20 protein-coding genes are annotated in these 26247 nt (G+C 63.5%); 13 read left to right on the top strand and 7 right to left on the bottom strand.

From position 1 onward, the window contains the following. Positions 1 to 214: 214 nt before the first annotated feature. Both PU133_RS17030 and PU133_RS17025 read left to right on the top strand, forming a co-directional pair. Positions 215 to 712 (top strand): twin-arginine translocation pathway signal, encoded by a 498-nt coding sequence (locus PU133_RS17030; RefSeq protein ID WP_404862649.1) that lies wholly within the window; start codon positions 215 to 217, stop codon positions 710 to 712. A 5-nt stretch (positions 713 to 717) separates the two neighbouring features. Beyond that, entirely contained in the window at positions 718 to 1329 is a 612-nt protein-coding gene (locus PU133_RS17025) for a ferric reductase-like transmembrane domain-containing protein (RefSeq protein WP_404862648.1), read from the top strand. On the opposite strand, the gene PU133_RS17020 is transcribed toward PU133_RS17025, so the two are convergent. The 6 genes from PU133_RS17020 to PU133_RS16995 form a co-directional block, all read right to left on the bottom strand. Then, positions 1330 to 2301 carry an NAD(P)H-binding protein gene (locus PU133_RS17020; protein ID WP_404864575.1) on the bottom strand — a complete coding sequence of 324 codons (972 nt, stop codon included), beginning with the start codon at positions 2299 to 2301 and terminating at the stop codon, positions 1330 to 1332. A 170-nt stretch (positions 2302 to 2471) separates the two neighbouring features. Next, on the bottom strand, positions 2472 to 2918 hold the full coding sequence (gene rpiB, locus PU133_RS17015; RefSeq protein ID WP_404862647.1) for a ribose 5-phosphate isomerase B: 447 nt from the start codon (positions 2916 to 2918) through the stop codon (positions 2472 to 2474). A 21-nt stretch (positions 2919 to 2939) separates the two neighbouring features. Beyond that, positions 2940 to 4217, bottom strand: a complete 1278-nt coding sequence (locus PU133_RS17010) for a TRAP transporter large permease (protein WP_404862646.1) — start codon at positions 4215 to 4217, stop codon at positions 2940 to 2942. 5 nt (positions 4218 to 4222) lie between these two features. Next, on the bottom strand, positions 4223 to 4690 hold the full coding sequence (locus PU133_RS17005; protein ID WP_126011458.1) for a TRAP transporter small permease: 468 nt from the start codon (positions 4688 to 4690) through the stop codon (positions 4223 to 4225). A gap of 73 nt (positions 4691 to 4763) precedes the next feature. After that, entirely contained in the window at positions 4764 to 5753 is a 990-nt protein-coding gene (locus PU133_RS17000) for a TRAP transporter substrate-binding protein (RefSeq protein ID WP_404862645.1), read from the bottom strand. A 42-nt stretch (positions 5754 to 5795) separates the two neighbouring features. Continuing rightward, a complete protein-coding gene (locus tag PU133_RS16995) occupies positions 5796 to 6536 on the bottom strand; it encodes a FadR/GntR family transcriptional regulator (protein ID WP_126011454.1) in 741 nt (246 codons plus the stop codon). Positions 6537 to 6661: 125 nt separating this feature from the next. Between PU133_RS16995 and PU133_RS16990 the strand changes: the two genes are divergently transcribed. The 11 genes from PU133_RS16990 to PU133_RS16940 all read left to right on the top strand — a co-directional run bounded on the left by PU133_RS16990 (position 6662) and on the right by PU133_RS16940 (position 18225). Further along, positions 6662 to 7516, top strand: coding sequence for a DeoR/GlpR family DNA-binding transcription regulator (locus PU133_RS16990; RefSeq protein ID WP_404862644.1), 855 nt, complete (start codon positions 6662 to 6664; stop codon positions 7514 to 7516). Then, positions 7513 to 8322 carry a BtpA/SgcQ family protein gene (locus tag PU133_RS16985; RefSeq protein ID WP_404862643.1) on the top strand — a complete coding sequence of 270 codons (810 nt, stop codon included), beginning with the start codon at positions 7513 to 7515 and terminating at the stop codon, positions 8320 to 8322. The genes PU133_RS16990 and PU133_RS16985 overlap by 4 nt, the downstream gene beginning before the upstream one ends. Before the next feature lie 4 nt (positions 8323 to 8326). Further along, positions 8327 to 9310: an ABC transporter permease gene (locus PU133_RS16980; protein ID WP_404862642.1), complete on the top strand. Its 984-nt coding sequence runs from the start codon at positions 8327 to 8329 to the stop codon at positions 9308 to 9310. Then, complete coding sequence (locus PU133_RS16975) at positions 9307 to 10407, top strand: M42 family metallopeptidase (protein WP_404862641.1); 1101 nt, start codon at positions 9307 to 9309, stop codon at positions 10405 to 10407. The genes PU133_RS16980 and PU133_RS16975 overlap by 4 nt, the downstream gene beginning before the upstream one ends. Then, entirely contained in the window at positions 10404 to 11906 is a 1503-nt protein-coding gene (locus PU133_RS16970) for an FGGY-family carbohydrate kinase (protein WP_404862640.1), read from the top strand. The genes PU133_RS16975 and PU133_RS16970 overlap by 4 nt, the downstream gene beginning before the upstream one ends. Positions 11907 to 11950: 44 nt before the next feature. Continuing rightward, a complete protein-coding gene (locus PU133_RS16965) occupies positions 11951 to 12946 on the top strand; it encodes an autoinducer 2 ABC transporter substrate-binding protein (RefSeq protein ID WP_404862639.1) in 996 nt (331 codons plus the stop codon). A gap of 64 nt (positions 12947 to 13010) precedes the next feature. Next, positions 13011 to 14501, top strand: coding sequence for a sugar ABC transporter ATP-binding protein (locus PU133_RS16960; protein WP_404862638.1), 1491 nt, complete (start codon positions 13011 to 13013; stop codon positions 14499 to 14501). Further along, on the top strand, positions 14498 to 15511 hold the full coding sequence (locus PU133_RS16955; protein WP_404862637.1) for an ABC transporter permease: 1014 nt from the start codon (positions 14498 to 14500) through the stop codon (positions 15509 to 15511). The genes PU133_RS16960 and PU133_RS16955 overlap by 4 nt, the downstream gene beginning before the upstream one ends. Before the next feature lie 22 nt (positions 15512 to 15533). Beyond that, positions 15534 to 16532 carry a dihydroxyacetone kinase subunit DhaK gene (locus PU133_RS16950; RefSeq protein WP_404862636.1) on the top strand — a complete coding sequence of 333 codons (999 nt, stop codon included), beginning with the start codon at positions 15534 to 15536 and terminating at the stop codon, positions 16530 to 16532. Positions 16533 to 16543: 11 nt separating this feature from the next. Beyond that, a complete protein-coding gene (locus tag PU133_RS16945) occupies positions 16544 to 17152 on the top strand; it encodes a DAK2 domain-containing protein (protein ID WP_404862635.1) in 609 nt (202 codons plus the stop codon). An 11-nt stretch (positions 17153 to 17163) separates the two neighbouring features. Beyond that, on the top strand, positions 17164 to 18225 hold the full coding sequence (locus PU133_RS16940; RefSeq protein WP_404862634.1) for an aldo/keto reductase: 1062 nt from the start codon (positions 17164 to 17166) through the stop codon (positions 18223 to 18225). Between the two features lie 254 nt (positions 18226 to 18479). Here PU133_RS16940 and PU133_RS16935 read toward each other — a convergent pair whose 3' ends face one another. After that, a complete protein-coding gene (locus tag PU133_RS16935; RefSeq protein ID WP_404862633.1) occupies positions 18480 to 25916 on the bottom strand; it encodes a peroxidase family protein in 7437 nt (2478 codons plus the stop codon). Between the last annotated feature and the right edge of the window lie 331 nt (positions 25917 to 26247).

Genomic DNA, 26247 nt, shown 5'->3' with positions numbered 1-26247 from the left:
ACGATCACGGTTGCGGAACGATTGTCAGGATCCGCGCAGAACCGCTGACAAAGCCCCGCACCTCACATCTGCAGTAATGCCGGCCATCACGAAATCGTGGCTGCGCTTGCCTTCGCCGTGATTGCTCCGGGCGGCGTGAAAAACTACTTTTGCCGACAACGCCCAAGCGCTTCCTGGCTCACGGAGCCCAACGATCCGAGAAGGAAGACCTTCGATGACGCTGTATCCCATCACCCGTCGTACTCTCGTTCTTGCCGGCGCTGCCGCTGGTGCAATGGCCATGCCCGGTCTGCCCGGTTTGACGGTCCCGGCACGCGCGCAGGGTCTTGCGCCGACGCAGACGATGCGCGGCGGCGCCAACAATTACTTGCCCGGCGCTCCGATCGTCGAGCGCATTGGCGACGGCGGCTTCTGGATGACGGGCACCGTGCGCCGGGCCGGCGATGGTGCGCCTCTGGAAGGCATCCGCATCCAGATCTGGGCCCACACGACAGAGGGCCGCGAGAACGATCCGCATAGCCATGGCGCCACGCTGACTGCCGCCGACGGGACGTTCCGGCTGGAAATGCCGCAGATCGTGCCGGTGTTCGGCCAGCCCCACGGCCATCTGGCTTATGACGACGAGGCGTTCGAGACGGTGTTCCTGCGACCCGTGATGGCAAGCGCCAGCGATACGAGCCTCAGCGCGGATTTCGTTCTTCAGCCGGCTTGATCGGTGTGGGTTCAGTGCGTGCCGTTTTGATCTGGCTAGGCAGTGCGCTTGCCGTGACCGTTCCGATCGCCGTTGCGGCAGCGAGCCCGCTGCTTCAATGGCGCGATCCAATCTATATCGCAGCCTGCTTTGCCGGGATTGTCGCGCTGGCTCTGGTGTTTGCCCAGCCCTTGCTTGCAGGCGGCTATCTTCCAGGACTGTCGATCCGCAAGGGCAGGCGGGTCCATTCCTTCGTCGGCGTGTTGCTCGTGGCAACGGTTCTCGTTCATCTGGTCGGGCTTTGGATCACCAGCCCGCCGGATGTGGTCGATGCGCTTCTCTTTCGCTCGCCGACGCCGTTCTCCGTCTGGGGCGTCATCGCCATGTGGGCAGTCTTCTCGGCCGCCATTCTGGCCGCTTTGCGCCTGCGCCTGCGCCTCTCGCCCAGGATCTGGCGGTTGGGGCACACGGGACTTGCCGTGGTCACCGTGGTTGGCAGTGTCGTCCACGCTTTGTTGATCGAAGGCACCATGGGCACGGGCTCCAAAGTGCTGCTGTGCGCCCTCGTGCTGGCTGCCACCTTGAAAGTGGTTCTCGATCTCAGGTCATGGACCTTGCTCACCCGCGCAAGGCGGTGATCAGAACACCGCGTGATCGCCGCGCTCGACCGCGACCTCGCCGGCGAGGATGCGCCCGTAGAAATCGAACAATGTTTCGGACCCGGTCGATGGGGTCTTGGCCGCATCGTAGCGCCCGGTTTCGGGATCGAGCAAAAGCATCGATTCCGTCGCGTAGTAGCGACCGATGCGGGCAAGCTCCGCCTTGTCGGCGAGCGATGGCACGATGCGCCCGGACACGCTCAAAGTTTTGATGATCGCATCGAGCAGCGCCACCGGCACGTGGCTGAACTTCGGTTCCTTGCCGAGCAGCATGAAGAGATGCTCGCCCTGTTGCCTTGGCGTGATGGCTTCGCCCGGCCCGCCGATCGGCAGCACGCGGTTATGCAGGCTTTCGTCGTCGAGGCACTGCGCAAGGTAGGCACCGAGATCACCGTCGCTGATCGGTTTGCAGGCGGTCAGCGTGCCATCGCCGAAGAGGAGGAACGGCTTGCCCTTCTTCAGCCGATCGATTTGGCCGGAGAGCGACTTGAAGAACGCTGTCGGCCGGACGATCGAATAGGTCATGCCGGATTGCATGAGCAGTGTTTCGAAGGCGAGCTTCGCCTGCTGGAACGCGAGCAGCGGCTTCTGCACACAGATGGCCGATAGAAGCACGAAATGCGAGACGCCGGATATCTGCGCGGCGGCGAGTGCGTCGGCATTGGCCTTGTGGTCGATCGCCCATGCGTCCCTGAGAACCCCGGTTCGCGAAGCCAGGCAGGAGACGACGGCGTCGAACCGCTCTCCGGCAAATCCATCCCGCTCGATGGAGAGGGCATCGGTGATGTCGCCGTAGCGCAGGCTCGCGCCACGCAATTCCGCCAGCACCTTTTTCGGCTGAGGCAGGTCGATGTTGCGGGCAGGGCGGCGAAGGAAGCAGACGACGTCGTGGCCGGCAGCGACCAGTGCCGGCACGGTGGCCCGGCCGATCGTGCCGGTGGCACCCAGCACCATGACGCGCTTCGGTTTGGGGGAGATCGGTGCCGAGGGCGGAATTGCGTTGGTCATCGTCACCCGAGCGCCAAGAACGACATCGATCCTAGCTGCTGCCGAAGACGAGCTCAATTCCGCTCAGTGCAGGAAAGGCCCGCACGCGACGGGCCTCTCCAGCGCTTGTCTGATTAGCGTTCGCCGTCCATTTCGGCCAGCTTTCGCACCCGGCGGCGAAAGTCTTCGTCAGTCGAGAATTCGGCTTCGAGATACGACGTTACGAGATCCTTGGCGAGCCAGGCGCCGACGATCTGGGCACCGATGCACATGACGTTGACGTCGTCGTGTTCCACAGACTGGTGCGCCGAATGGATGTCGTGGCAGACGGCTGCGCGGATGCCCTTCACCTTGTTCGCCGCAATCGAGGCGCCGACCCCGGTGCCGCAGACCATCAGGCCCCGGTCGGCCGTTCCGTCGATGATGGAGGAGGTGACGGTCTTGGCAATATCGGGAAAATCGACCGGCTCCGGATCGTAGGAGCCGGCGTCGTGAACTTCATGCCCGAGCGACTTGATGTGTTCGATGATGGTTGCCTTGAGCGGGAAGCCGGCGTGGTCGGAACCGATGACGATGCGCATTGTGGGGAAGATCTCCGGAAGTTACTGAGCGATCATGCGGGGCAGCCACAGCGTGAAATCCTTGGCAAAGGTCAGGATTGCAAGCGTGGTCAGCAGCGGAATGTAGAAGGGCAGAAGAGCCTTGAGCAGCTGTCGAATCGACACCTTCGCGATGTCGGCGACGAGGAAGAGCGACAGGCCCATCGGCGGTGTGAGAAGCCCGAGCATCAGGTTGAAGATCGTGACGATGCCAAGCTGCACGGGGTCGACGCCGGCCATGACGAGCGGCGGCGCGATGATGGGAACGAGAAGCAGCGTCGCCGTCGTTGAATCGAGGAACATGCCGGCGATGAAGAAGATCAGGTTCGCGATGATCAGCAGCATGATCGGGTCGCTCGAGAGCGTCAGCAGCGCTGCCGCAAAGGTCTGCAGGATCTGCTCGACGGCGAGAATCCAGCCGAAGAGCGCTGCAGCAGCCACGATGATCAGGATCGCCGAGGAACTGCGCGCCGTCAGGATGGCCGACGTCCAGAGGTGCTGGAGCGTCAGTTCGCGATAGAGAAGCGCGCTGATCAGGATGACGTAGACGGCCGTCATCGCAGCCGCTTCGGTGGGCGTGAAGGCGCCGTAGGTCATGCCGGCGATCATCAGCGCCGGCGCAGCGATTGCGGGCAGTGCCGGCAGGAAGCTCATGATCGCCTCGCCGGCGGTTGGCCAGCGCTCCGCACGCGGGTGTTTGTGGCGCGTCGCGACGATGAACACGGTCAGCATCAGGAGGAAGGTGCAGAGGATTGCCGGCATGATGCCCGCGACGAGCAGTTGCACGATCGAAACGCTCGTCACTGAGCCGTAGACGATGAGCGGGATCGAGGGCGGGAAGATCGGGCCGAGTGTTGCCGAGGCGCCGGTGACCGCTCCGGCGAATGCGGGATCGAAGCCGCGCTTCTTCATGGCATCGATCTCGATGCGGCCAAGCCCGCCGATGTCGGCAAGTGCAGCGCCCGACATGCCCGAAAACACAAGGCTGCCGAAGACGTTGACCTGCGCGAGCCCGCCCGGGATGCGGCCGACGAGCGTATAGGCGAAGCGGAAGATGCGGTCGGTGATGCCCGACAAATTCATCAAATTGCCGACGAAAATGAAGAGCGGCACGGCCACCAGCGGGAATGAATCCAGCGCATAGGTGACGCGCTGTGCCAGGAGACCAAGCGGCAGACCCTCGATCAGAACGTAGGCGATCGATGGCAGCAGGATGGCATAGACCACCGGGAAGCCCATCATGAAGAGCGCCAGGAAGGCGATGACGACGATGAAACCCATGATGATCAGACCGCGATGTTGGTGTCAGCCTGCGGCGGCTTGCGCAGGTGCAAAAGGTGGACGATGGCGGCTCCGGCGAAGCCGAAGAGCGCTGCCCCAAGGAATATCCAGAACGGGATGCCGAGCGTCGGCGTCGCGTTGGTGAGGTTGCGCGAGATGTTCGTCGCCGTCACGTAGCCCATGAACCCGGTCGCGCCGATGGCGCAGAGCGAGATGAAGAGGTTGAGCATCCGCCGCGCGCGATCCGGAAGTGCTGCCTTGAACTCGCCCATGACGATGTTCTCGCCATGCTCCACGACCAGTGGATAGGCGCAGAAGATCAGGCAGATCAGCAGGAAGCGTGTGAATTCCTCCGCACCGATGAACGGCAGGACGAAGACGCCGCGCATGATCACCTGTGCCGTGGGCACCAGGACGAGGCCGGCCATGATGATCACCACGAAGGTGGTGAGGATACGTTCGGGAAGACGCATGGGTCGTGCTCCATCGGATGCCTGGCGACGGGTAGCCGCCAGGCATTTTCGGGGACCTTCAGATATCAGCCGATTATTCGACAGCCTGGATCTGCTCGATGAGCGGCGTGAAGTTCGGGAAGTCCTGCGCGATCTGGGCGCTGACGCCCTCACGGAACGCGTCGAGGTCGAGGCCATCGGCTTCCGTGAGAATGGTCATGCCGCGACCCTTCAGTTCCTCAACGAGCTCGGCTTCGCCTTCGGTCGCCATCTGCAATGACTTTTCGGCTTCCTCATCGAGCACCGTGGTGATGGCGGTGCGCTGCTCTTCCGTGAGGCCCTGCCAGACTTCCTCGTTGACGAAGACGGCCAGAACGGCGCGCATGTGGCCGGTCATCGAGACATGCGACTGCACCTCGTTGAGGTTGTTCGACGCGATCATGGTCAGCGGGTTTTCCTGGCCGACGACGACGCCCGTCATCAGAGCGGTCGGCAGTTCGGCGACTTCTACCGGCGTCGGAATGGCGCCGAAGCCTTTGACCATCGACACCCAGAGCTCGAGCGGGACGGCGCGGAACGGCTTGCCGGACAGGTCTTCGGGCGTCTTCACTTCGAAGTTGGACGAAATGTGCCGGTCGCCGCGATAGATGCGGCCGATGATGCGCACGCCTTGGGCAACGAGCTGCTCATTGATGGCCTGCAGCGCAGGTGAGGTTTCCGGGTCGGTTGCGGCAAGCGCATGGGCGCCGTCGCGGTAGATGAAGGGCGCGTTGAACACGGCCACTTCGGGAACGAGGCGAGCGAGCGACGCAAAATCGTGGTGCCCCATGGAGATGGAGCCCATGCGCACGCCGTCGACCATTTCGGCCACGCCACCGAGCTGGCTCGCCGGATAAACCGAGACGGTCACTTCACCGTTGGTGGCAGCATCGATGCCCTCGGCCGCCTGGGCCGCGAAGATCGTCTGGATGTCGCCTTCGGCGCCCACATGCGCATAGCGCAGTTCGGCAGCAGAAGCGGCGCCGGTCAAGGTCAGCGCAAAGGCTGCGCCGGTTAGAAGGTTGATGATGGACTTGTGTAGCATGGTGAAAATCCTCCCATTCGTTCATGCCAGTTGAGTAGTGGCTTAGGTCTGCGGCCTTCTGGTGAAGGCCGAGATGAGGCTGCGGCGCCGGAATTCGTCGCCGATCGAGAAATGGTCCCTGAGCTTGCGGTCGGCCGCATCCGCATCCCTGTCGACGATGGACAGAAATACCTCCCGATGCGCCTCGACCAGGTAGTCGACGATGCCCGGTTCCGAGATCGTAACCTCACGCCGCTGCACGTGGCTGCGACGCAGCAATTCGCCGATTGCGCCGTACAGCGTGGTCAACGCCTCGCTGTGGCTCGCCTCGACGATCGCGTGGTGGAACGCGAAGTCGGCAGCAGCACCCTCGACCGGGTCGTGCAGCGTGTCCATCAGCCGGCTCAATTTGGAGCCGATGCCTTTGAGATCGGTTTCGGTCGCGCGCGAGCAGGCGAGCCGGATGGCCTGGCATTCGATCGCGACGCGGGCCTGCATGACATCGTCGAGAATGTCGGGCTGCTGGGCGAGGCTGAAGGTGAAGAAGTCCGAAAGCACAGTGATGTCGGCCTGGCGGACATAGGCACCTTTGCCATGACGAATATCGAGAAAGCCGAGCATGGCGAGCGAGCGCAACGCTTCGCGCAGTAGCGGCCGCGAAATGCCGAGCGACAGGGCGAGTTCACGCTCGCCGAGCAGACGCTCGCCGGGCTTCAGCGAGCCGTCGAGCAACGCATCGCGGAAGAAGCCGAACACCTTTTCGGCACCCGAAACGTCGCTGTTTTCGGCCAGCATGGTCGACATCGCCCGCAAGCCCCTCCCAGTGGCCTTACTGTGGTCTGACCACTGATTCCTCAACTCCTGCCCTTCTGTCAAGTCAACGAATGTTTCGCTTTCGAGATCGGCCGAACGATCCACAGAGCGGCCGATTGACCGCGGCCAAAACAATCACTAATGATCATGACATGGAGGAAGAGCGCAGACGGGAGGTTCGATTTCCGCAGGAACGTCATCGCAAGATGGCGGATCTCATTGCGCTGCGCGGCCACATCAGTGTGGACGAACTCATCGAGACATTTGCGGTGTCGGGGCCGACGGTGCGTCGGGATCTCGACTTTCTTGCGCGAGCCGGAATCGCGGTGCGCACCCATGGCGGCGTCACCGCGTCGGACAGGGCGGCGGGGCAGGAACCGCTTTTCATGGAAAAGCTGCGCCGGCAGCAAGCGGCCAAGATTTGCATCGCACAAGCGGCCGCGCGCCAGGTCGAAGACGGCATGCGGGTCATGCTCGATTCCGGTACGACGGCTCTGGCGCTGGCGCGGCTTCTGGCGGGCAGAGCCATCAGGATGATTGCTACCGATATCAAGGCTGCAGAAGCGGCCGCCACCGGTGAGACCGAAGTCATCATTGCTGGCGGCATGGTGCGCAACGGCTATTTCGGCATCGTCGGCGAGGAGACCGCAGCCGCGATCGCTGCTCAGCCAAAGGCCGACATCTTCTTTCTTTCCGCCGACGCGGTGGACGGCAACGGTGTGTCCAACGTCACCATCGAAGAGGCGCGCGTGAAGCGTGCGGCCATCGCCAATGCGAAACGCACGGTCCTGATCGCCGACCATACCAAACTCGACCGGCGCGAGCCGGCAGAGGTGTGCGCCTGGAGCGCCATCGACCTGTTTATCACTGACCGCCACTCAGGCGCCGTCACTCAAGCCTATGCAGGTGCAACGACCCGAGTGGAATTGTGCAGCCCTGGACTGGGCAAAGAAGGAAAAACAAAAGCATGAAAAAGTTCAGCGCCCTGTTCGGCGGCACCAAACCCGTCATCGCCATGGTACATCTCGCCCCCATGCCGGGCACGCCGCTTTACGATGCCGAAGGCGGTGTCGAGGCGATCGTCGAAGCCGCACGCCGCGATCTCAAAGCACTGCAGGATGCCGATGTCGATGCGGTGATGTTCGGTAACGAAAACGATCGCCCCTATGAACTCGAGGTCGACACGGCCTCCACCGCCACGATGGCCTTCGTGATCGGCCAGTTGCGGAAGGAGATCCAGAAGCCGTTCGGCGTCAACGTCCTGTGGGACCCGATGGCGTCCGTCGCGCTTGCGACCGCGACCGGCGCATCCTTCATGCGCGAAATTCTGACGGGCACCTATGCGTCCGACATGGGGCCCTGGACGCCCAATGCCGGCAAGGCCATGCGCTATCGCGATCGGCTGAACCGGTCCGATCTCGTGATGCTCGCCAATGTTTCGGCGGAATTTGCCTATTCGCTCGACCGGCGCGACCTCGCCGATCGGGCCCGTTCCGCAGTCTTCTCGTCGATCCCTGATGCGATCCTCGTATCCGGCGCCATCACCGGGGAAGCAGCCGAGATGGCCGACCTCGTCGCGGTGAAGAAGGTTCTTCCCGATACACCGGTTCTTGCCAACACCGGGGTCAAACATTCCACCATTGCCGATGTCTTCAAGGTTGCGGATGGCTGCATCGTCGGGTCATCTTTGAAGGTCGACGGCGACACGTGGAAAGCCGTCGATGCCGCACGGGCTGCCGAGTTCATGCGGCTTGCCAAGGCTGCTCGAGGAGACTGATGGCATGAATGCCAGGCGCGACACGACGACCCAATACACGATCGGCCTGGGCGTTCTCGCGCTGGCGATCTTCGTGACGCTGACCTTCTACGCCCCCAACTTCCTATCGCGCGCCAATCTTAATTCGATGGGCTCGCAATTCCCGGAGTTCGGCCTGCTGGCGCTCGGGCTGCTCCCGGCGATGATCACCGGCGGCATCGATCTGTCGGTGGTCGCGATCGCCAATCTGGCATCGATCGTCGCCGCACTCCTGTTGAGGGCAGGGCCCGAATACGCGTTGCTGGCGATCCCCGCCGCACTCCTCACCGGCCTCGCTTGCGGGGTCTTGAACGGCTGCCTCATCGCCTATCTGCGATTGCCTCCGATCCTGGCGACGCTCGGTACGCTGCAACTCTTCGGCGGCATCGCGATCGTCATCACCGGCGGGCCATCGATCACCGGCCTGCCTGCCTGGTATAGCGCCTGGGGAACCTGGTCGATCGGCGGGTTTTTGCCGGTGCCCCTGATTGTCTTCACCATCGTTGCAATCGGCATGGGCCTCTTCCTGCGCTTCTCCGCCACCGGCATGCGCGCCAGGCTTTATGGCGCCAATCCGCTTGCGGCACGCTTCGTCGGCATTCAGGAGCGCAAGCTCGTCATCAAGATCTACGCGACCGCCGGCGTCATCGCTTCGATCGCCGGTCTGGTGATCCTGGCGCGCGCCAATTCGGCAACCGCCGATTACGGAGCGTCCTACCTGCTCCTGGTCATCCTCATCAACATTCTCGCCGGCGTCAGCCCATTCGGCGGCGTCGGGTCCACCATGGGCGTCGTGCTTGCGGTGATCACGCTGCAGCTCATTTCGTCCGGCCTCAACTTCCTCGCCTTCACGGCCTTCACCCGTGACCTTTTCTTCGGCGGCCTGCTCATCGCCATCATGTCGATCCGCGTCATAGCGGAAGGCCGGCTGGGTGATTTCAGGATGCTCATCTCAAGACGGCAGACATGACCCAGCAACTGCGCAAAGACCTCCACGACCTGATGCTCATCCCAGGCCTTTCCGGCCATGAGGACCGGGTGCGACGTCATCTGCGCGCCCTCATGGAAAAGGAAGGCTTCGACTGCCGCACCGATACGCTCGGCAACCTGATCGCGACGCTCGATGGCGACGAGGGTGCGCCGAGCGTGATGCTGTTTGCTCACACCGATCAGCTGGGCTTTGTGGTGCGCAAGATCGAGGCGAGCGGCCTGATCCGTGTCGAGCGGCTTGGCGGCATCCCCGAAAAGGCGCTGCCGGCACAGAGCGTTCTTCTCTGCGTCGGTGAGGGCCGCGACGTGAAGGGGATCATCGCCAACAAGAGCCACCACGCCACCCCGCCGGAAGAGAAATACAAGGTCACGCCCTACGCCGAGCTCTTCATCGATATCGGCGCGGAAAGCGCCGACGCCGTGCGCAAGCTCGGCATCGAGATCGGCACGGCGGTTGTTTACGAGCCCAACGTCTTCGATCTCGGCGAGCACCGCGTTGCCGGAACGTCGGTCGACGACCGGGCCGGCTGCGCCGTCATCGTTGAAGCCGCACGCCGATTGAAGAAGGAAGCGTCGCGCCCGACTATTCATTTCGTCTTCGCCGTCCTTGAGGAATTCAACCTGCGCGGCGCCATGGTGGCAGCGCAGGCGCTGCGGCCCGACATCGCGATCCAGCTGGATCTCGCTCTGACGTCGGATACGCCGGACATGGCCCATCGCGGCGAAGTGCATATGGGCGCCGGCCCTGCGATTTCGCATTACTCGTTCCATGGACGCGGCACGCTCAACGGCACGATCCCGCATCCGGCGGTTGTCGACGCGGTGCAGCGCACCGCCAGCGAAGACGGCATCCCGCTGCAGCACACCGCCCATGTCGGCGCGCTGACCGATTCCTCCTACGTCCAGCTGGTCGGCGAGGGCGTCGCCTGCGTCGATCTCTGCTTCCCCAGCCGCTACACGCACACCTCGCTCGAAGTTTGCGACATGCGCGATCTCGAGGGCCTGACCGCGCTCGTCACGGGCGCCATCACCCGCATGGGAACCGGCTTCGATCTGGACAGGGACAGCTATACATGAGCCGCGCCTTCCTCGGAATCGATATCGGGACCTTCGAGACCAAAGGCGTCGTCGTATCGGACGAGGGCGCGATCCTGGCGTCGGCGCGTCGCGCGCACCGTATGATCGTGCCGCGCGCCGGCTGGGCCGAGCACGATGCCGAGGTGAATTGGTGGCAGGAATTTCGCGATATCGCGCGCGAGGTGATCGCGGCGTCCGGGCTTCCCGCATCAGCAATCGCAGGCGTCGGGGCAAGCGGCATCGGACCTTGCATGCTTCCGGTGGACGAGAAGGGCGCGCCGCTGATGAACGCGGTGCTCTACGGCGTCGACACGCGTGCCCATGCCGAAATCGAAGATCTCACCGCAAAGATCGGCGAAGAGACGCTGCTGCGGCGCACCGGCAACGGTCTGACGTCGCAGTCGGTGGGGCCGAAGATCCTGTGGCTGAAGCGCAACCGGCCGGAGATCTACGAAAAGGCCGCCGGCTTCGTGAATTCCTCCACCTTCCTCGTCGAGCGGCTGACCGGCGAACGTGTGCTGGATCATTATTCGGCGGCAAGCTTCTCGCCGCTTTATGACGTGGAGACCAACGACTGGGCCGACGATCTCATGGACGGCATCGTCGAGCGCGAGCGCCTGCCGCGGCTTCTCTGGTCGTCCGATATCGCCGGCCACGTCACCAAATGGGCTGCCGAGGAAACCGGTCTGGCCGAGGGCACGCCCGTCATCGCGGGCACGATCGATGCAGCTGCCGAGGCTTTGAGCGTCGGTGTCTCGCGCCCCGGTGAGATGATGCTGATGTATGGTTCCACCATTTTCATCATCATGGTCACCGACAAGCCGTCGCAGGACGCACGCCTGTGGTATGCACCATGGCTTTTCGAGGGCCGCCACGCCATCATGTCCGGCCTGGCAACGAGCGGAACGCTGACGCACTGGTTCCGCGATCGCTTTGCGCGGGAACTGCCGGCTGAAGACGCGATGCGAATGCTTGCCGAGGAGGCGGCCGCGACGCCGGCAGGCGCCAACGGGCTCTTCGTGCTTCCCTATTTCTCGGGCGAACGCACGCCAATCCACGATCCCCACGCCAAGGGCATGATCTTCGGCCTCGATCTCACGCATGAGCGCGGCGACATCTACCGCGCGGTGCTCGAGGGGATCGCCTATGGCGTCCGGCACGTGCTGGAAACCTATGGCGAAACCGGCAACGCACCTTCCGCGATCACCGCTGTCGGCGGCGGTGTGCGCAACGCCGTATGGCTGCAGGCTGTCTCCGACATTTCCGGCAGCGCGCAGACGCTGCGCCGCGAAAGCTTCGGAGCGAGCTACGGCAGCGCCTTCCTTGCAGCGATCGGCACCGGCGCGGCCAGCGAGGGCGACATCGACACATGGAACCCACCCGCCGGGCATATCGATGCGAACCGCACATTGGCGCCGCTCTATGACGACGGGTTCAAGACATATCGTGGCCTCTACGAGGCGACGCGGAGCTTCATGCACGCCGAGCGCAGCGCATGAATGGGGAACGGCCTTCCCGAAAGGCCACAACAGGGAGAGTGAACATGGCGTTTGGTTTGAAGAAGTTGCTGATGGGAGCGGCAGCCGTTTCCGTCCTGGCAGGTGGCGTTGCGATCACTGCCAATGCGCAGGACACCCGCGAAATCGTCACCGTCGTGAAGCTGTCGGGCATCGCATGGTTCAATCGTATGGAAGAGGGTGTGCAGCAATATGCCGAGGCGACCGGCAACAACGCCACCCAGGTCGGTGCGGCAACGGCTGACGCCGCTCTTCAGGTCCAGCTCATCGAGGATCTGATCGCACGCGGCGTCGACGCGATCACCGTGGTGCCGAACTCGCCCCAGGCGCTCGAGCCGGTTCTGGCGCGTGCGCTTGAAAACGACATCGTCGTCATCGGCCATGAAGGCGCGACGCTTCAGAACGTGACCTACGATCTCGAAGCCTTCGACAATGCCGCCTATGGTGAGCACCTGATGGAAGCGCTGGCGCAGAAGATGGGCGGCGAGGGCGAGTATGCGGTGTTCGTCGGTTATCTGACATCGGTGACGCACAATGAGTGGGTCGACGCCGCGATCACCTACCAGGAAGCAAACTACCCGAACATGACGCTCGTCGGCGGCAAGCAGGAATCTGCCGAGCAGCAGCAGACGGCCTACCAGAAGATGCGCGAACTGCTGCGCACTTACCCCAACCTCAAGGGCATGCAGGGCTCGGCCGGTGAAGACGTGGTTGGCGCAGCACTCGCAGTCGAGGAAGCAGGTCTCTCCGACCAGGTTTCGATCGTCGGCACCAGCTTGCCGTCGGTTGCGGGACCGTATGTCGAAACTGGCGAAATCGATCTCATCTCGTTCTGGGATCCGGCTCTTGCCGGCTACGCGATGAACGTGCTGGCCGAAAAGGCGCTGAACGGCGAAACGATCGAGACCGGGGCTGATCTCGGCGTGGAAGGCTACAACGAAGTCCGCGTCGACGGTAAGGTCATCTACGGCCAGGCATGGGTCGACGTGAACGCCGACAATCTCGACGAATACGACTTCTAAGCGGACAACAAGGGGCTGCCGCATCCGCGGCGGCCCCGTACCACCAATCTGACTCGGAGCCCCGATGTCCGACCCCGTTCTGCAGATCGACGGCATTCACAAGGCCTATGGTCCCGTTCGCGTGCTCGCCGATGTGGCGCTGACCTTGCAGGCGGGGGAAGTGCGCTGCCTTGCGGGCGAAAACGGATCCGGCAAGTCCACGCTGATCAAGATCATGTCGGGTGTGGTGCCGAAAGATGCGGGGACGGTCCGCATCGCCGGCCAGGAGCTTTCCAATGATCCGGCGGCGGCTATCAATGCCGGACTTTCGGTGATCTATCAGGACTTCTCGCTTTTCCCCAATCTCACCGTTGCCGAGAACATCGCGTTCCTGCGCAATGTCGCCCATGGGGAGCGCTGGCATAAACGTGGCAGCGATCGGCAGCTTGCTCTCAACACGCTGAGGCGCATGGGTGTCGACATCGATCCGTCGCAGCCGGTCGAGTTTCTGCCGGTCGCCTCCAAACAACTGATCGCCATCGCGCGTGCGCTTGCCAATGACGCACGCATCATCGTCATGGACGAGCCGACGACCGCTCTGACGCGCAGCGAAGTGAAGCGCCTGCAGGGCATCATCGAGGCGCTGAAGAAGGACGGCGTCGCGTTCCTGTTCGTCAGCCACAAGACCGAAGAGATATTCGCCTTCTGCGACACCATAACCGTGCTGCGCGATGGCCGCGTCGTCTCGCAGGGGGGAGCGGACGAATTCGACGCCGATCGCCTCGGCCGCGACATGACCGGCCGTGATATCGAGACCCATCGCCTGCCGCGCGAACTCGCGCCCACCGCAGCGCCGATCATGGCGACGCGCGGCCTGACACGGCACGGCGTCTACTCCGATGTCGATCTTTCGATCGCGCCGGGCGAGATCGTGGCTCTTGTCGGCCTGCTCGGGTCCGGGCGAACGGAACTGGCTCTGTCGCTCTTTGGCCAGATCGAGCCGGACGAAGGCGTGATCGAGTTCAAAGGCACTATTCGGCGCTTTCGCGAACCGCTGGAAGCGATGGACGCCGGTATCGCCTATGTGCCTGAAGATCGCCTGACGGAGGGATTGTTCCTCGATCAGCCGATCGGCGACAACATCTCCGTTGCGTCCCTGAAGCCGTCGGGAATTGTGGATCGCTCAGGGCTGCGCGAGCGTGCGCGCGAAGCCGTCAAGCGCTTGCGTATCAAGACGCCCGGCATCGAACCTTCGGTCGCGACCCTGTCCGGCGGCAACCAGCAGCGCGTCGTTCTCGCACGCTGGATGGAACGCAACCCCGAATTGATGATCCTCAACGGCCCCACGGTCGGCGTCGACATTGGCTCAAAGCGCGAGATCCACGAAATTCTGCTGGATCTGCGCAAGAGCGGCACCGCGGTGCTCGTCGTTACCGACGATCTCGGCGAAGCGCTCGCGCTTTCCGACCGCATCCTGGTCATGGTACGCGGACGGATCACGGGTGAGTTCACGGCCGACAAGATTGACGAGGAACGGCTGTCGCTTGCCGTGACCGAGGAGGCACCGGCACGATGAATGCCGCTACACGCATGTTCATGTCGCCGCAAAGCGTGGTGCTGATCGCAGCCTTGCTGTTCGCGCTCGTCGTCGGTTTCATCAATCCCAATTTCCTGTCCCTGGCGACCGTTATCGATCTGCTGCGCAATTCGCTGGTGACGGCGATCTTCGCGCTAGGCGTCATGATGGTGCTGGCTTCGGGCGGCATCGACGTCTCGTTTCCGGCGATCGCCGCCTTTGCCATGTACACGACGATGTCGCTGGTGCTCGGAGTCGATTTCGACGTGCCGATCATTGCGCTGTTCGTCGTCAGTGCCGCTATTGGCGCATCGCTGGGCTTGGTCAACGGCATCCTCATCGGCGGGCTCGGGCTGCCGACGCTGATCGTCACGCTTGGCACGCTCAGCCTGTTTCGCGGCGCGCTTTTGACTTTCGTCGGCACGACCTACATCACCAACGTGCCGCGCAACGTCATCTCGTTCGCTCGCACGATGATCGTGCGCATGGAGAACGCGGTCGGCCAGCTCGCTTCGCTGCCGCTGTCCTTCGTCGTGCTGGTCGGCGTCACCGCCTTCGTCGCTATCATCATGAACCTCACGAAGTTCGGCCGCGCGATCTACGCGATCGGCGGCTCGGAGGAGGGCGCACGACGGATCGGCATCAAGGTCGGCCGCACCAAGGTGCTCATCTACGTGATCGTCGGTGCCATCGCCGGCCTCGCCGGCATGACCCACATGACGCTGTCGCGCATGGCCAACCCCTTCGATCTCGTCGGCATGGAACTGAACGTCATCGCCGCTGTCGTGCTCGGCGGCGCGCGCATCACCGGCGGTCATGGCACGGTCACCGGCACGCTGCTCGGCGCGCTTCTGATCACCATGATCAACACGTCGCTGCTCAGCGCGGGCGTGCCGTCCTATTGGCAGCGCGTCGTCGTCGGCGCGCTCATCATCATCGGCACCGGCTTGCCGATCGTCATCGATCGGCTGGCCAAGCGCCGCGAGCGCCTGGCCCAGGCTGCGGTTTGAATTTCGGGAAGGAGCCCCACTCATGAAGAAGATTCTGAACAACCCGGCTGATTACGTGGACGAGATGCTGGAGGGCTTCGTTGCCGCGCATCCGGAGTTCTACGCCCAGCCCGAGCGGCGGGTGATCGCCCGGCCGGAGGGCGCGACGAGCGGCAAGGTTGGCATCGTGAGCGGCGGCGGATCGGGCCATTTGCCGGTCTTCACTGGTTATGTCGGTCCGGGCTTCCTCGATGCCTGCGCCGTCGGCGACGTGTTCGCCAGCCCGTCGGCCGAGCAGATGGCGAGCGCCATCCGCCACGCCGATGGCGGGGCTGGCGTGCTGCGGCTTTACGGAAACTATGGCGGCGACGTCATGAATTTCGACATGGCCGGCGAAATGGTCGACATGGAAAACGACATTCGCACCACGACCGTGCTTCTGGCCGACGACATTGTCTCGGCCGGCAAGGACGAGGCCGAAAAGCGCCGCGGCGTCGCCGGCATGATCTACGCGTTCAAGATCGCCGGCGCCTGTGCCGACACGAAAGCCGATCTCGACGAGGTCACGCGCGTGGCGCAGAAGGCCGCCGATGCGTGCCGCTCGATCGGCATGGCGCTGACGCCTTGCATCGTGCCGCAGGCCGGCAAGGCCAATTTCGAGCTCGGCGAGAACGAGATGGAAATGGGCATGGGCATCCATGGCGAACCGGGCATTTGGCGCGATGCGCTGCGCCCGGCCGACCAGATCGTCGACGAGATGATCGACCGGATCCTTGCCGATCATCCCTTCTCGAAGGGCGACCGGCTCTCCGTCCTCGTCAATTCGCTCGGCGCCACGCCGCTCGAAGAGCTCTACATCATGTACCGCAAGGTCAAGCAGCGCTTCGACGACATCGGTGCCGAGATCGTCATGCCGCTCGTCGGGCGCTACGCGACGTCCATGGAGATGACCGGCGCTACGATCACCACCATCGCTCTGGATGAAGAGCTCGAACGCTACCTGAAGGCGCCGGCTGCCTGTGCCTATTGGCGCGTCGGGTGAGGGCGAAGAGCATGGCGACACTTGATAGCGCACGTCTCAAGGCTGCCCTGCAGCGGGTGGCGGAAGGCGCGGCAGCCGCTGCGGCCGAACTCAATGCAGCCGACGGCCAGCTCGGCGACGGCGATCTCGGCATCACGGTCTCCAAGGGCTTTGCCGCGGCCGCGGAAGCCGACCTTCCCGACGATCTCGGCATGGCCTTCCTGGAATGCTCGAAAGCCTTCCAGCGCGTGTCGTCCTCCTCCTACGGCACGCTGGTCGCGACCGGCTTCATGGCGGCTGCGAAAAGCGCAAAGGGCTCCGAGACACTCGATGCCTCCGCGATCCCGGCGCTGGTCGCCGCGGCGCGGGACGCGATGATGGCGCGCGGCAAGGGCGAGCTCGGCGCCAAGTCGGTGCTCGACAGCCTCGATGCCTGTGCCAAGGCGATCGAAGGCGCCGACGCCGCCGAGATGGGCGACAAGGCAGTCGCTGCCGCACGCCAGACGCTGCAAGACTTTAAAGGCAGGCCATGCAAGCTCGGCCGCGCCCGCATGTTCACCGAAAAGAGCGCCGAACTCGACGACCCCGGCCAACTCGCCTTTCTGCGCATCGTCGAGGCAGCCGTTCCAACGGCCGAATAGGACAAGAGAACATGCAGTATCGCACGCTCGGCCGCTCGGGCCTCAAGGTTTCCGCTATCGCGATGGGAACGTTCTCCTTCGGCGGCAAGGGCGACTTCGCGATGGTGGCCAATCAGGGGGTCACCGAGGCGCGTCGTCTCGTCGATACCTGCATCGACGGTGGCATCAACCTCTTCGATACGGCCAACATGTATTCGCTCGGCCGCTCCGAGGAAATTCTGGGCGAGGTGCTGGAAGGCAAGCGCGACGAGGTGCTGATCTGCTCCAAGGCGCGCATGAAGATCGGTGACGGCGTGAATGACGAGGGTGCGTCGCGCTATCACATCATCCGCGAGTGCGAACGCAGCCTGAAGCGCCTGCGCACCGATCGCATCGATCTTTATCTGATGCATGAATGGGATGGTCTCACGCCACTCGAAGAGACACTTTCAGCGTTCGAAACTCTGCAGGCGCAGGGCAAGATCCGTTACGCTGGCTGTTCGAACTATACCGGCTGGCAGTTGATGAAGGCCCTCGGCATTGCTGAACGAGACCGCCTGCCGCGTTTCGCGGCCCAGCAGATCCACTACACGCTGGAAGCCCGCGAGGCCGAATACGAGCTTCTGCCGATCGCGGTGGACCAGGGTGTGGGCGTGATGATCTGGTCGCCGCTTGCGGCCGGTCTCCTGTCGGGCGCGTTCACCCGCGATACGTTCCCGCAGGATTCGCGTCAGGCCGCAGGCTGGTCCGAGCCGCCGATCCGCGACCAGGAGCGCCTTTGGGCCATCGTCGACGTTCTGCGCGAGATTGCCGCCGAGCGTTCGCTGACGGCAGCCCAGATATCGCTGGCATGGACGCTGTCGCGTCCCGGTATCGCAACGCTCGTCACCGGCGGACTGACACCGGAGCAGTTTCAGGAAAACATCGCCGCTGCCTCGGTGGAACTGACACCGGAGGAACTGGAACGCCTGAACCAGGTCAGCCGCCCGCCCTACATCTATCCCTACTGGCACCAGCACAATTTCGCCGCCGACCGGTTCAGCCCCGCCGATTGGGCGCTGCACGACAGCTATCGCGATCTGGGCAAGATCTAAGCTTCCGGGACGTCTGGTCTACGGGGAGGCTTCGGGCGTTGCGCTGCCCTGAAACACAAACTTGGCCTTGCGGCCAAGTCGATGTGAAAAGGGGCGGCGGCATCACCGGACAGGGGGAAAGCGTGGCGACCGGAGCGCTGCGACCTATCGCTGCCGCAGCCTGAAGGGCTAGTTCCTCCAATCACACGCACAAGGCCGGTGACACCGCCTATCGACCTGCCGGCGCTTCTTGCCGGCAGGCAGTCTCGGCGGGCTCAATTGAGCCCGATGAAGTCGTCCTCCGTCAGGTTGATCCGACCCTTCAGGCCGAACTCGAATTCGGCCGCGTTGTCAGCATCGACGTTGCCACGCACGATCGTGAATTCACCGTCTTCGCGGGTCACGTGCTCGAAGGTGATCTGACCGGCGGCGGTGAAGGTCGTGCCGCTGGTAAGCGAAAAGTTCTGCTTGCCGCCGGCGATCACATTCGCGTCGATCGCCGAGATGTCGATCCGATCACCCGGCTGGAAATTGACGATCGTGTCGCCATTGGCGCTTTTCGCCGAAAGGAAGCGGAACGTGTCGCTTCCGTCCCCACCGTCGAGCACGTTGATCGCGTCGCTGGCGATGATGGTGTCGTTGCCGCCCCCGCCGATCGCGTTTTCGATCGAGTAGATCACGTCGCGGACACCCGATGCCGTCGTCACGCTGCCCCGCTCGTTCAGACCGTTGCCGAGATTGATCGTCAGGGCTTCGGTGAGTGCGGCGTAGTCGATCGTGTCGATGCCTTCGCCACCCCAATAGATGTCGGCATCATCCCCAACGGTTGCGACGAACAGGTCCTTGCCCGCGCCGCCGAAGAGTTTGTCGTTGCCTTCGGCACCGATGAGAACGTCGTCGCCATCCTCGCCATAGACCGTGTCGTGACCCCAGCCCGCATCGATCCGGTCGTTTCCGGCCCCGCCGAAGACATCGTCCTGGTTGCCATGGGCATGGATGATGTCGTCGCCATCGCCACCGAAGATCGCGTCTTCGCCGTCGCCGGCCGTGATGGTGTCGTTGCCGCCGAGCGCGATGATCGTATCGGCCTGCGGACGTCCCACCAGGATATCGGCGCCTTCCGTGCCGATGATCTCGCCGGGATTGGTCCCGCCGATGACAACGACGGGCGGCACGCTCGGCGTGGTCGGAGAAGGCGGAGGCGTAATGGTGCCATTGCCTGTTCCGGATCCCGTGCCAGTTCCGGATCCGTTGCCCGTACCAGCTCCTACGCCGCTGCCTGTGCCGTTGCCCGATCCGGAGCCCGCACCATTCCCCGTGCCCGTGCCCGTGCCTGTTCCGGCTCCGGCATCGTCGCTGTCGTCGTCGCAATCCTCGTCGTCATGATCATCATCGTCATGGCCGTGATCGTTGTCATCGTCCTGATCGTCGTCGTCGTCATGGCCGCTGCCCTGGCCGTGATCATCATCGTCCTCGTCTTCGTCCTCATCGTCGTGCGATGGCAAGGCGGTGAAGCCGGGCATGCCATTCGGAGCGGAGAAGGAGATCGAGCGCCCGTCGGGACCGGTCAGGGTCGTGACGCCGCTCTCGTCGATCTCCACACCGAAGTCGGCGATCGTGGTGCCTGCGGGCAGCTCGATCACATCCTGCGGCCGGAGTGCGCCGACAATCGTGTCGTTGCCGCCATTGGAGCGGAACACGATGCGGTGCGCGGAAGTGAGGGCTGAAATGTCCACCGTGTCGTTGCCGGTGCCGCCATCGATGGTGATGGTGGAGAAATTCAGGCTCGTCGTGTTGAAGTTGCCGAAGACTGCGATCGTATCGCCGCCATTGACCCCTGTGTCCAAACCGCCGCCGTTGTTTGCCGTCACGTTGAGCGTGTTGACGATGATTTCCTCGATGTTGTCGAGTTCGGCGACGACAGTGGTCACGCCGTTCGCGGTACGGGTGATCACGATTTCCGTCGTCGCTGCGAAGCTCGTTCCAAGCGAACCAGCAAGACCAGCGTTCTGGCCGCCGGTCATGGCGTAGATCCGGAAGGTTTCCGCTCCTGCCACACCGGTCAGTGCGTAGGTGTCGGTCCCGGCGCCGCCATCGATGCGATCGCGCCCGTCGGTGCTCAGCTGGTTGATCCGATCGGTGCCGGCCCCGCCATTGATGACATCGTCGCCGGCGCCACCATTGATCGTGTCGTTGCCGTTACGTCCGTTGAGGATGTCGTTGCCGCCATTGCCGTTGATGGTGTCGTTGGCCAAAAATCCGGCATCGGCGCCATTTGCGATGTCATCGCCAGCAGTGCCGTTGAAGGTTGTGCTGAGCAGCGGGATGCCCGTCCAGTTGTCACCGACGACCTGCGTCGGTCCGGAGAAGACCGTCTCGCTGTAGCCATTGCCATCGGTGAAGCTGACTGCGACGCGCAGGACGTTGCCGACCTGGCTGCCGAGGCCGAGCAGGCCGTCGCTCGGCGTGAAGCTGCCGGATGTGCCGCCCTGGAGAGCGGGAATATTGGTCCAGGTCTGCCCACCGTTCGAGGACTGCTGCCACTGGTAGCTGAAGGTGCCGAGGCCGTTGCCGTCTTGAATGCCGGCGGTATTGACTGTCAGCTGCACGCCTTCGGTCGGCGACACCAATCCGTTGGTCGGCGTGGGGTCGATGATGATCGGGGCTCCGGTCGCGGCAATGTTCGGCGGAGGCGCGATGACGCTCATGGCGACTTCGCCATCGGCAAACCGCACCCGCTCGATATTGAACAGTCGGTCGGTGCCGTCGGACTCCAGCGCCCGCCCTGTGGTCGGATCGACCACGGCATCGCTGACTGTGGTGTGCTCGATCGTCACGCTGCCGTCGGTGTTCCGCGTGACCGTGTAGTTCGCGCGAACATCCCAGTAGACCGCGACGTCGACATCCGTCGGCTTACCGCCATCGACGATTTCACGGACGATGTTGAGCGTGCCGGGGTTGACGGTGCGGCTGAACATCAGCTGGTCGAGTGTCTTGCCACCGAAAGCCGCCACGGCTCCGGCAAGCGGTGCACCAGAGACATAGTCGGACGCGAGATAGACCCTCTCGCCAAGGCCGTCGGTCGTGTAGGCAGTGCCATTGTGCGTGAAGGCGATCCGGACGTTCAGCCACTTGTCGCCATCGATGATGTCGTTGCCGCCCATGCCGCGGATCACGTCTGAGCCGGCGCCGCCGAGCAGGATGTCACCGGCTTCGGTCGTGTCCATGACGATGGTTTCTGTCTTGCCTGCAACCGTCACCGTTTGGCGCACGAGGTGCGACGTCAGTGCATCCAGCCCCGAAATCAGGCTGAGGTTCTTGGCCAGCAGCGCATTGGAATAGCTTTCGAGCGGTGCTGTCGGATCGATCTGCGTGCCGTTGCCATTGGCGTCATAGGCACCGATGACCACATCGCGGCCCGTCAGCGTATCATTGCCGTTCCAGCCCGACAGGCCTTCCACCAGGTCGAACCGGTCGCGCAGGATGTTGTTCTGCTGGTTGGTGAAGATGGAGATGTTCATGTCGCTGTTTGCGGCAGTCGCATCGCCCTTGTGGATGGCCCAGTCGAAGCCGGCCATGCCGTTGTTGCGCTGGATGCCGGGGCCCTGGAACATGATGTCGTCGCCGGATTCGGCATCGTAGTCGTTGTCGTTGCCGCGCCCGTTCAAGACGTCGTGGCCGATGATCGTGGAATTGAAGAACAGTTCTGAATTTTCCCCGGCGAGCGTATCGAAGCTGTCGCCCCCCTCGAGCCAGTCGTCGCCTTCGTTGCCGAGCAGGAAGCCGAATCCTTCCCCGCCGCGGATGAAGTCGTTGCCGAGCCCGCCGGAAATGTGCTTGTCCTCGGTGCCCCCGAAGATGAAGTCCTGGCCCTCGCCACCGAAGACGAGGTCGATGCCCATGCCGGGATTGATGACGTCGTTGCCTTCGTCGCCGTGGATGACGTCGAACTCGCCGATGTCGGAACCGCGATCGGTGATGAGGTCGTCGCCGGCGCCACCGAAGAGATGGTCGACACCGAAGCCGCCTTCGAGATCGTCGTCACCGTCTTCGCCCCAGAGCGTATCGTCGCCTGAGCCGCCCGTGATCTTGTCGTTCCCGTTCGTGCCGCCCATGACCACATGCTGGTCGCCGAGGAACTTGATGGAGCCCGGCCCGCGCTGAACGAGCGAGTTTCCGCCGCTCAGCATGCCACCGAGGATCGGATCCTCCGATGTCGGATCGGCTGAGCCGAGGCCGGCGTTCCACTGCTTGGACTGATCCATTTCCAGGATGAAATCTGCAGTCTGGAAGGCTGCGCCATTGACGTGCAGACCGCTGTGTTCGGTATCGGTGTTGCGGCGAAGCAGTTCAGCAAACGAGTCCGCTTCCAGTTCGTTGAGCAGGTTCAGGCCCTGGGCGCGGCTGAGATAGTAGAAGCGATCGCCTTCCTGCAGGCGCTCCATCTGGTTCTCGAAGACCAGCGTGAAGGTGGAGCCCAGCATGCCGCCGAACGCCATCTTGGCTTCCGCAAGGCCGCCGATCCAGAAGTCGACATCGTTCAAGCCGCCGAGCTTGCCGCCGGCATAGGCGCCGGTCGCGTTCAGGAAGTCGAGCCGGTCGGCCGGTGCGCCGTTTCCGCCGAGCACCAGTTTCATGGCCGCGTCGCGCTTCGCCTCGGCCGTGGTCGCACTGGTGATGGTGCTGTGGGTGCCGTAAGCCGCGATGAAGTTGACGACAGAGAGCGGGTTCTTGATGTTCTGGGCGAAATCCGTCCAGCTCTCGTAAGGCTTCAGATAGGTGTCGTTGCTCTGTGCGTAGAATTGCGCACGTGCCTCGTTCAGCGACGGGATGCCGGTTTCACGGGCACGCGCCATGTTGAGGGCGGCAAGATCGAGCGGCAGGCCGACAAGGTTGTTGCGCAACGCATCGGTCATGAACTCGTCGATTTCGTTGCCGCGCTGGCGACCCATGCCGCGCAGGATCGCGCCGGCTGCCTCCTCGGCGTTGGCGCCGTAGCTGTCGAACAGAACCGGGTTGAGGAATGCTTCGATGAGGCCCGGATCGTCACGGTTGGCGGCATCGCCGCCGATGCCGAACACATCCACCTTCTCGTTGAGCATCGAGTGGCCGAAGCGATAGACGACCTGTGCGAATTCCTGGCTGATCGAGGGATCGATGTCGATGGAGTTCGAGAAGAGGAAAGCGTCGACCTGCGGCGCGACGGCGCGAGCAAACTCCTCGAAGACCAGATGCTGGTAGACCATCTCTGTCGAGAAGCGTGACGCCTGGAACAGCCGCTCGCCATCCCAGACGAGATTGGCGCCGGCTGCCGGCAGCGCCGTCAGCTTATGGCCGTCGAGCAGCCATTCGTTGATGAAGGCAAGGTCGTTCGAAGCGAGCACCGTTGCCTTGATTTCGCTGACCTGCCGGTTGTGCTCGCCATGGAACACGGTGTGGATCGACGTGAGAGCGATGTTCTCGTTGCCACGACCGTCGCCGACGATGAAGTGGCGATCGAGCAGTTCGTTGTCGTATTCCAGGTTATTGGCACGCGTGCCTACGGCAACGCTGTTTCCGGTCAGGGTATCTGCATCGGCTGGAAGCACTGCACCCGTGCTGGTTGTCGGCACTGCATTGTGCGCGATGTCGTTCAGGAATGCTCGGCCGGCCGAAGCAAACGAGAAGGCGACGCTCGCACCAGCCGGCACGGTGATCCCGGCGGCCGTCAGGTCGGCAAGAGTGAGTTCGGATGGATGCAGCCCGTCGGCATGCCCTTCCTTGACGAAGACCGTGCGGCCGACAACGGCGCCGTTGACCGTAAAAGTCACGCCGATCGTCGCCATGGCGAAGCCGTTCGGGCCGCGCATGAACTCGCCGTAGAGATCGGTTGCCAGAAGCGGCACGCTGTTGACGTCGGCATCCTTGAGCTCGATGCCGAGCATCGCTTTCGCCTGTGCCTTGACGTCCGCCCAGGTGGGCGGGCCTCCGGCTCCGCCTTCCAGCATGTCGCCGGTGGCCACGGCTCTTCCGTTGACCAAAGCATATTCGCGCAGGAAGGTCTGGTGCGAGGCGTTGGAGGTATAGACCTGGTTGAGGTCGATCCACGGCGTCGTTTCGTTGGCGTTTTCACGGATGTCGTCGGCCGTGCCGAGCCTGCCATCGGGGCCCGGCTGATTGGTAGCCCGCGTCAGCACCATGAAGTTGGTCGGACCCTTGCCGTAGAGCGGGTCGTCCGGATGAAGCGGGATGAGTACCTGGCCGCTGCCGCCCTTGGTCGTGAGATCCAGCCCGTGATCGAAGAACTGGCCGAAGATCGTGAAGAAGCCGTTATAGGGCGCCGTATCGCCGAGATCGGCCGCGACGTTCGGGATGAGCACGTTGATCCCGTCCATCTGCACGCCATGCGACGTGACGAGATCGATGACGGCTTGGTCCGCAGCAGCCGCGGCAGCCTGGGCGGCGGCAGTGGCTGCCGTGCCGGTCGGTATGGCCGCGAGGTCGGAAAGCGTGTCGGCCAATGCAGCTTCGGCTGCGGTAAGCGCGCTCGTGGCAGTGGTCAGTGTCGCTGTTGCCTGGGAAAGCGCCACTTCAGCTGCGGAGAGGGCCGCCTGCGCGATGACCACGGCTGCAGCAAGCGTCGACTGGGTGGCGATGGCGGTCTGGAGGGTGGACAGCGCCGTCGCATGCGTTGCCTGCGCCGCAACGAGAGCTTCGTCGGCTGCCTGATCCGCATCAAGGGCCAGTTCATAGGCAAGGGCGGCATCGTCCCGCGCCTCGTTGGCTGCGGCAAAGGCGGCAGCATTTGCCGGAGTTTGAGCCTGCTGGAAGGCGGCCAGTGCGGCTTGGGCGGCATTGGTCGCGAGGGCAAGATTTGCGGAAGCGATATTCTTGGCGTCTTCGGTCGCCGTCGCGTTCGCCTGGGCAATGGTGCGATCGGCCAGCGCGGCTGCAGCGGCAGTATCAGCCGCGGTGACTTCGGCAGCCTGGGTGTCGCGCGCCGTGACAGCGCTCTGGAGTGCCTGCTGGGCGGATGTCACCTGACCATCGGCGGCCTGCTTGGCGGTAAGCGCAAGATCATAGGACGACTGCGCCGAGGCTTCGGTGGCTGTCGCTGCGTCGACGATCGCCTGTGCCGCAGCAACTGCAGCGTCGGCCGCCGTATCAGCCGTATCGACTGCCGCGTGCGCGGCTTCGGCGGCAGCGAGCAGGCTTTGAACCTGCTGCACGATCGCCAGCGCCTGCGCACTGGGGACACCCTCGACGGCCAGAGCAGCCATCAAGGCGGCGGGGTTCTTGAGCGTTTGATCCGCAACCAGGTTGGAAATCACGCGCGGCTGGGAATCGTAGACGATCCCGTTCGGCTGGGCATAAGATGTCGGCGCTCCTGCCGGCGTGCCGGGTGCATGCAGGCCAGCCGGCGAACCTTCCGCGGGCTTGAACACCGGATCGAGCAGCCGGTCCATCAACTGGGTGGAGGAGCCAAGCATTTCGCTCCCCGGCATGAAATTGTTGAAGCTGCCGTCAACCGTGCGCAGGCCGAACGGCATCAGGCCCGCCTGGGTCTGGCCGAGCACGCCGCCGGGCGTGCCGCCCGCTCCATTGACGAGCGTCGCGAGCTTCGCGGCGATTTCGGCCGGCGTGTCGTTGCCATCGATCGCCGCACTGTGCGCTTCGGCGATCTTGATCTGCTTCAGGATGAATTCCAGATCGTGTTGAACCAGCTTGACCATCGTATCCTCCTCGCGAGCGCTTGCGCTTCGGTTGTTCGGGTCGAGAGGAGACAAAGCAGGGCCGTCGGCAGAATGGCGTTCATTCTGACCCGTCGGAGTACCTTTTGAGCTGGCTTGCCCCGCCGCTTCTCGGTTCTCGAAGTGAGGTCAAGGATAGGATGGGCCATCAATCGGCGTAACGCCTGATCGTCCGGCAGATCGGGTAGCGCTTCGTAGGAATACAACTCCGGCGTTTGTGCCGTCGCGGTCATGACCGAGGTCATCCATGGACCATAGACCTAGTCTATGTTCGACCATGGACCGCTTGCGGAACCCGAGACTTCAGGTCTTT

The sequence above is a fragment of the Georhizobium sp. MAB10 genome, from assembly GCF_045012825.1.
GTDB lineage: Bacteria > Pseudomonadota > Alphaproteobacteria > Rhizobiales > Rhizobiaceae > Georhizobium > Georhizobium profundi.
The sequence above is the reverse complement of the archived record's forward strand: the minus strand, read 5'-3'. Positions and strand labels throughout refer to the sequence as shown.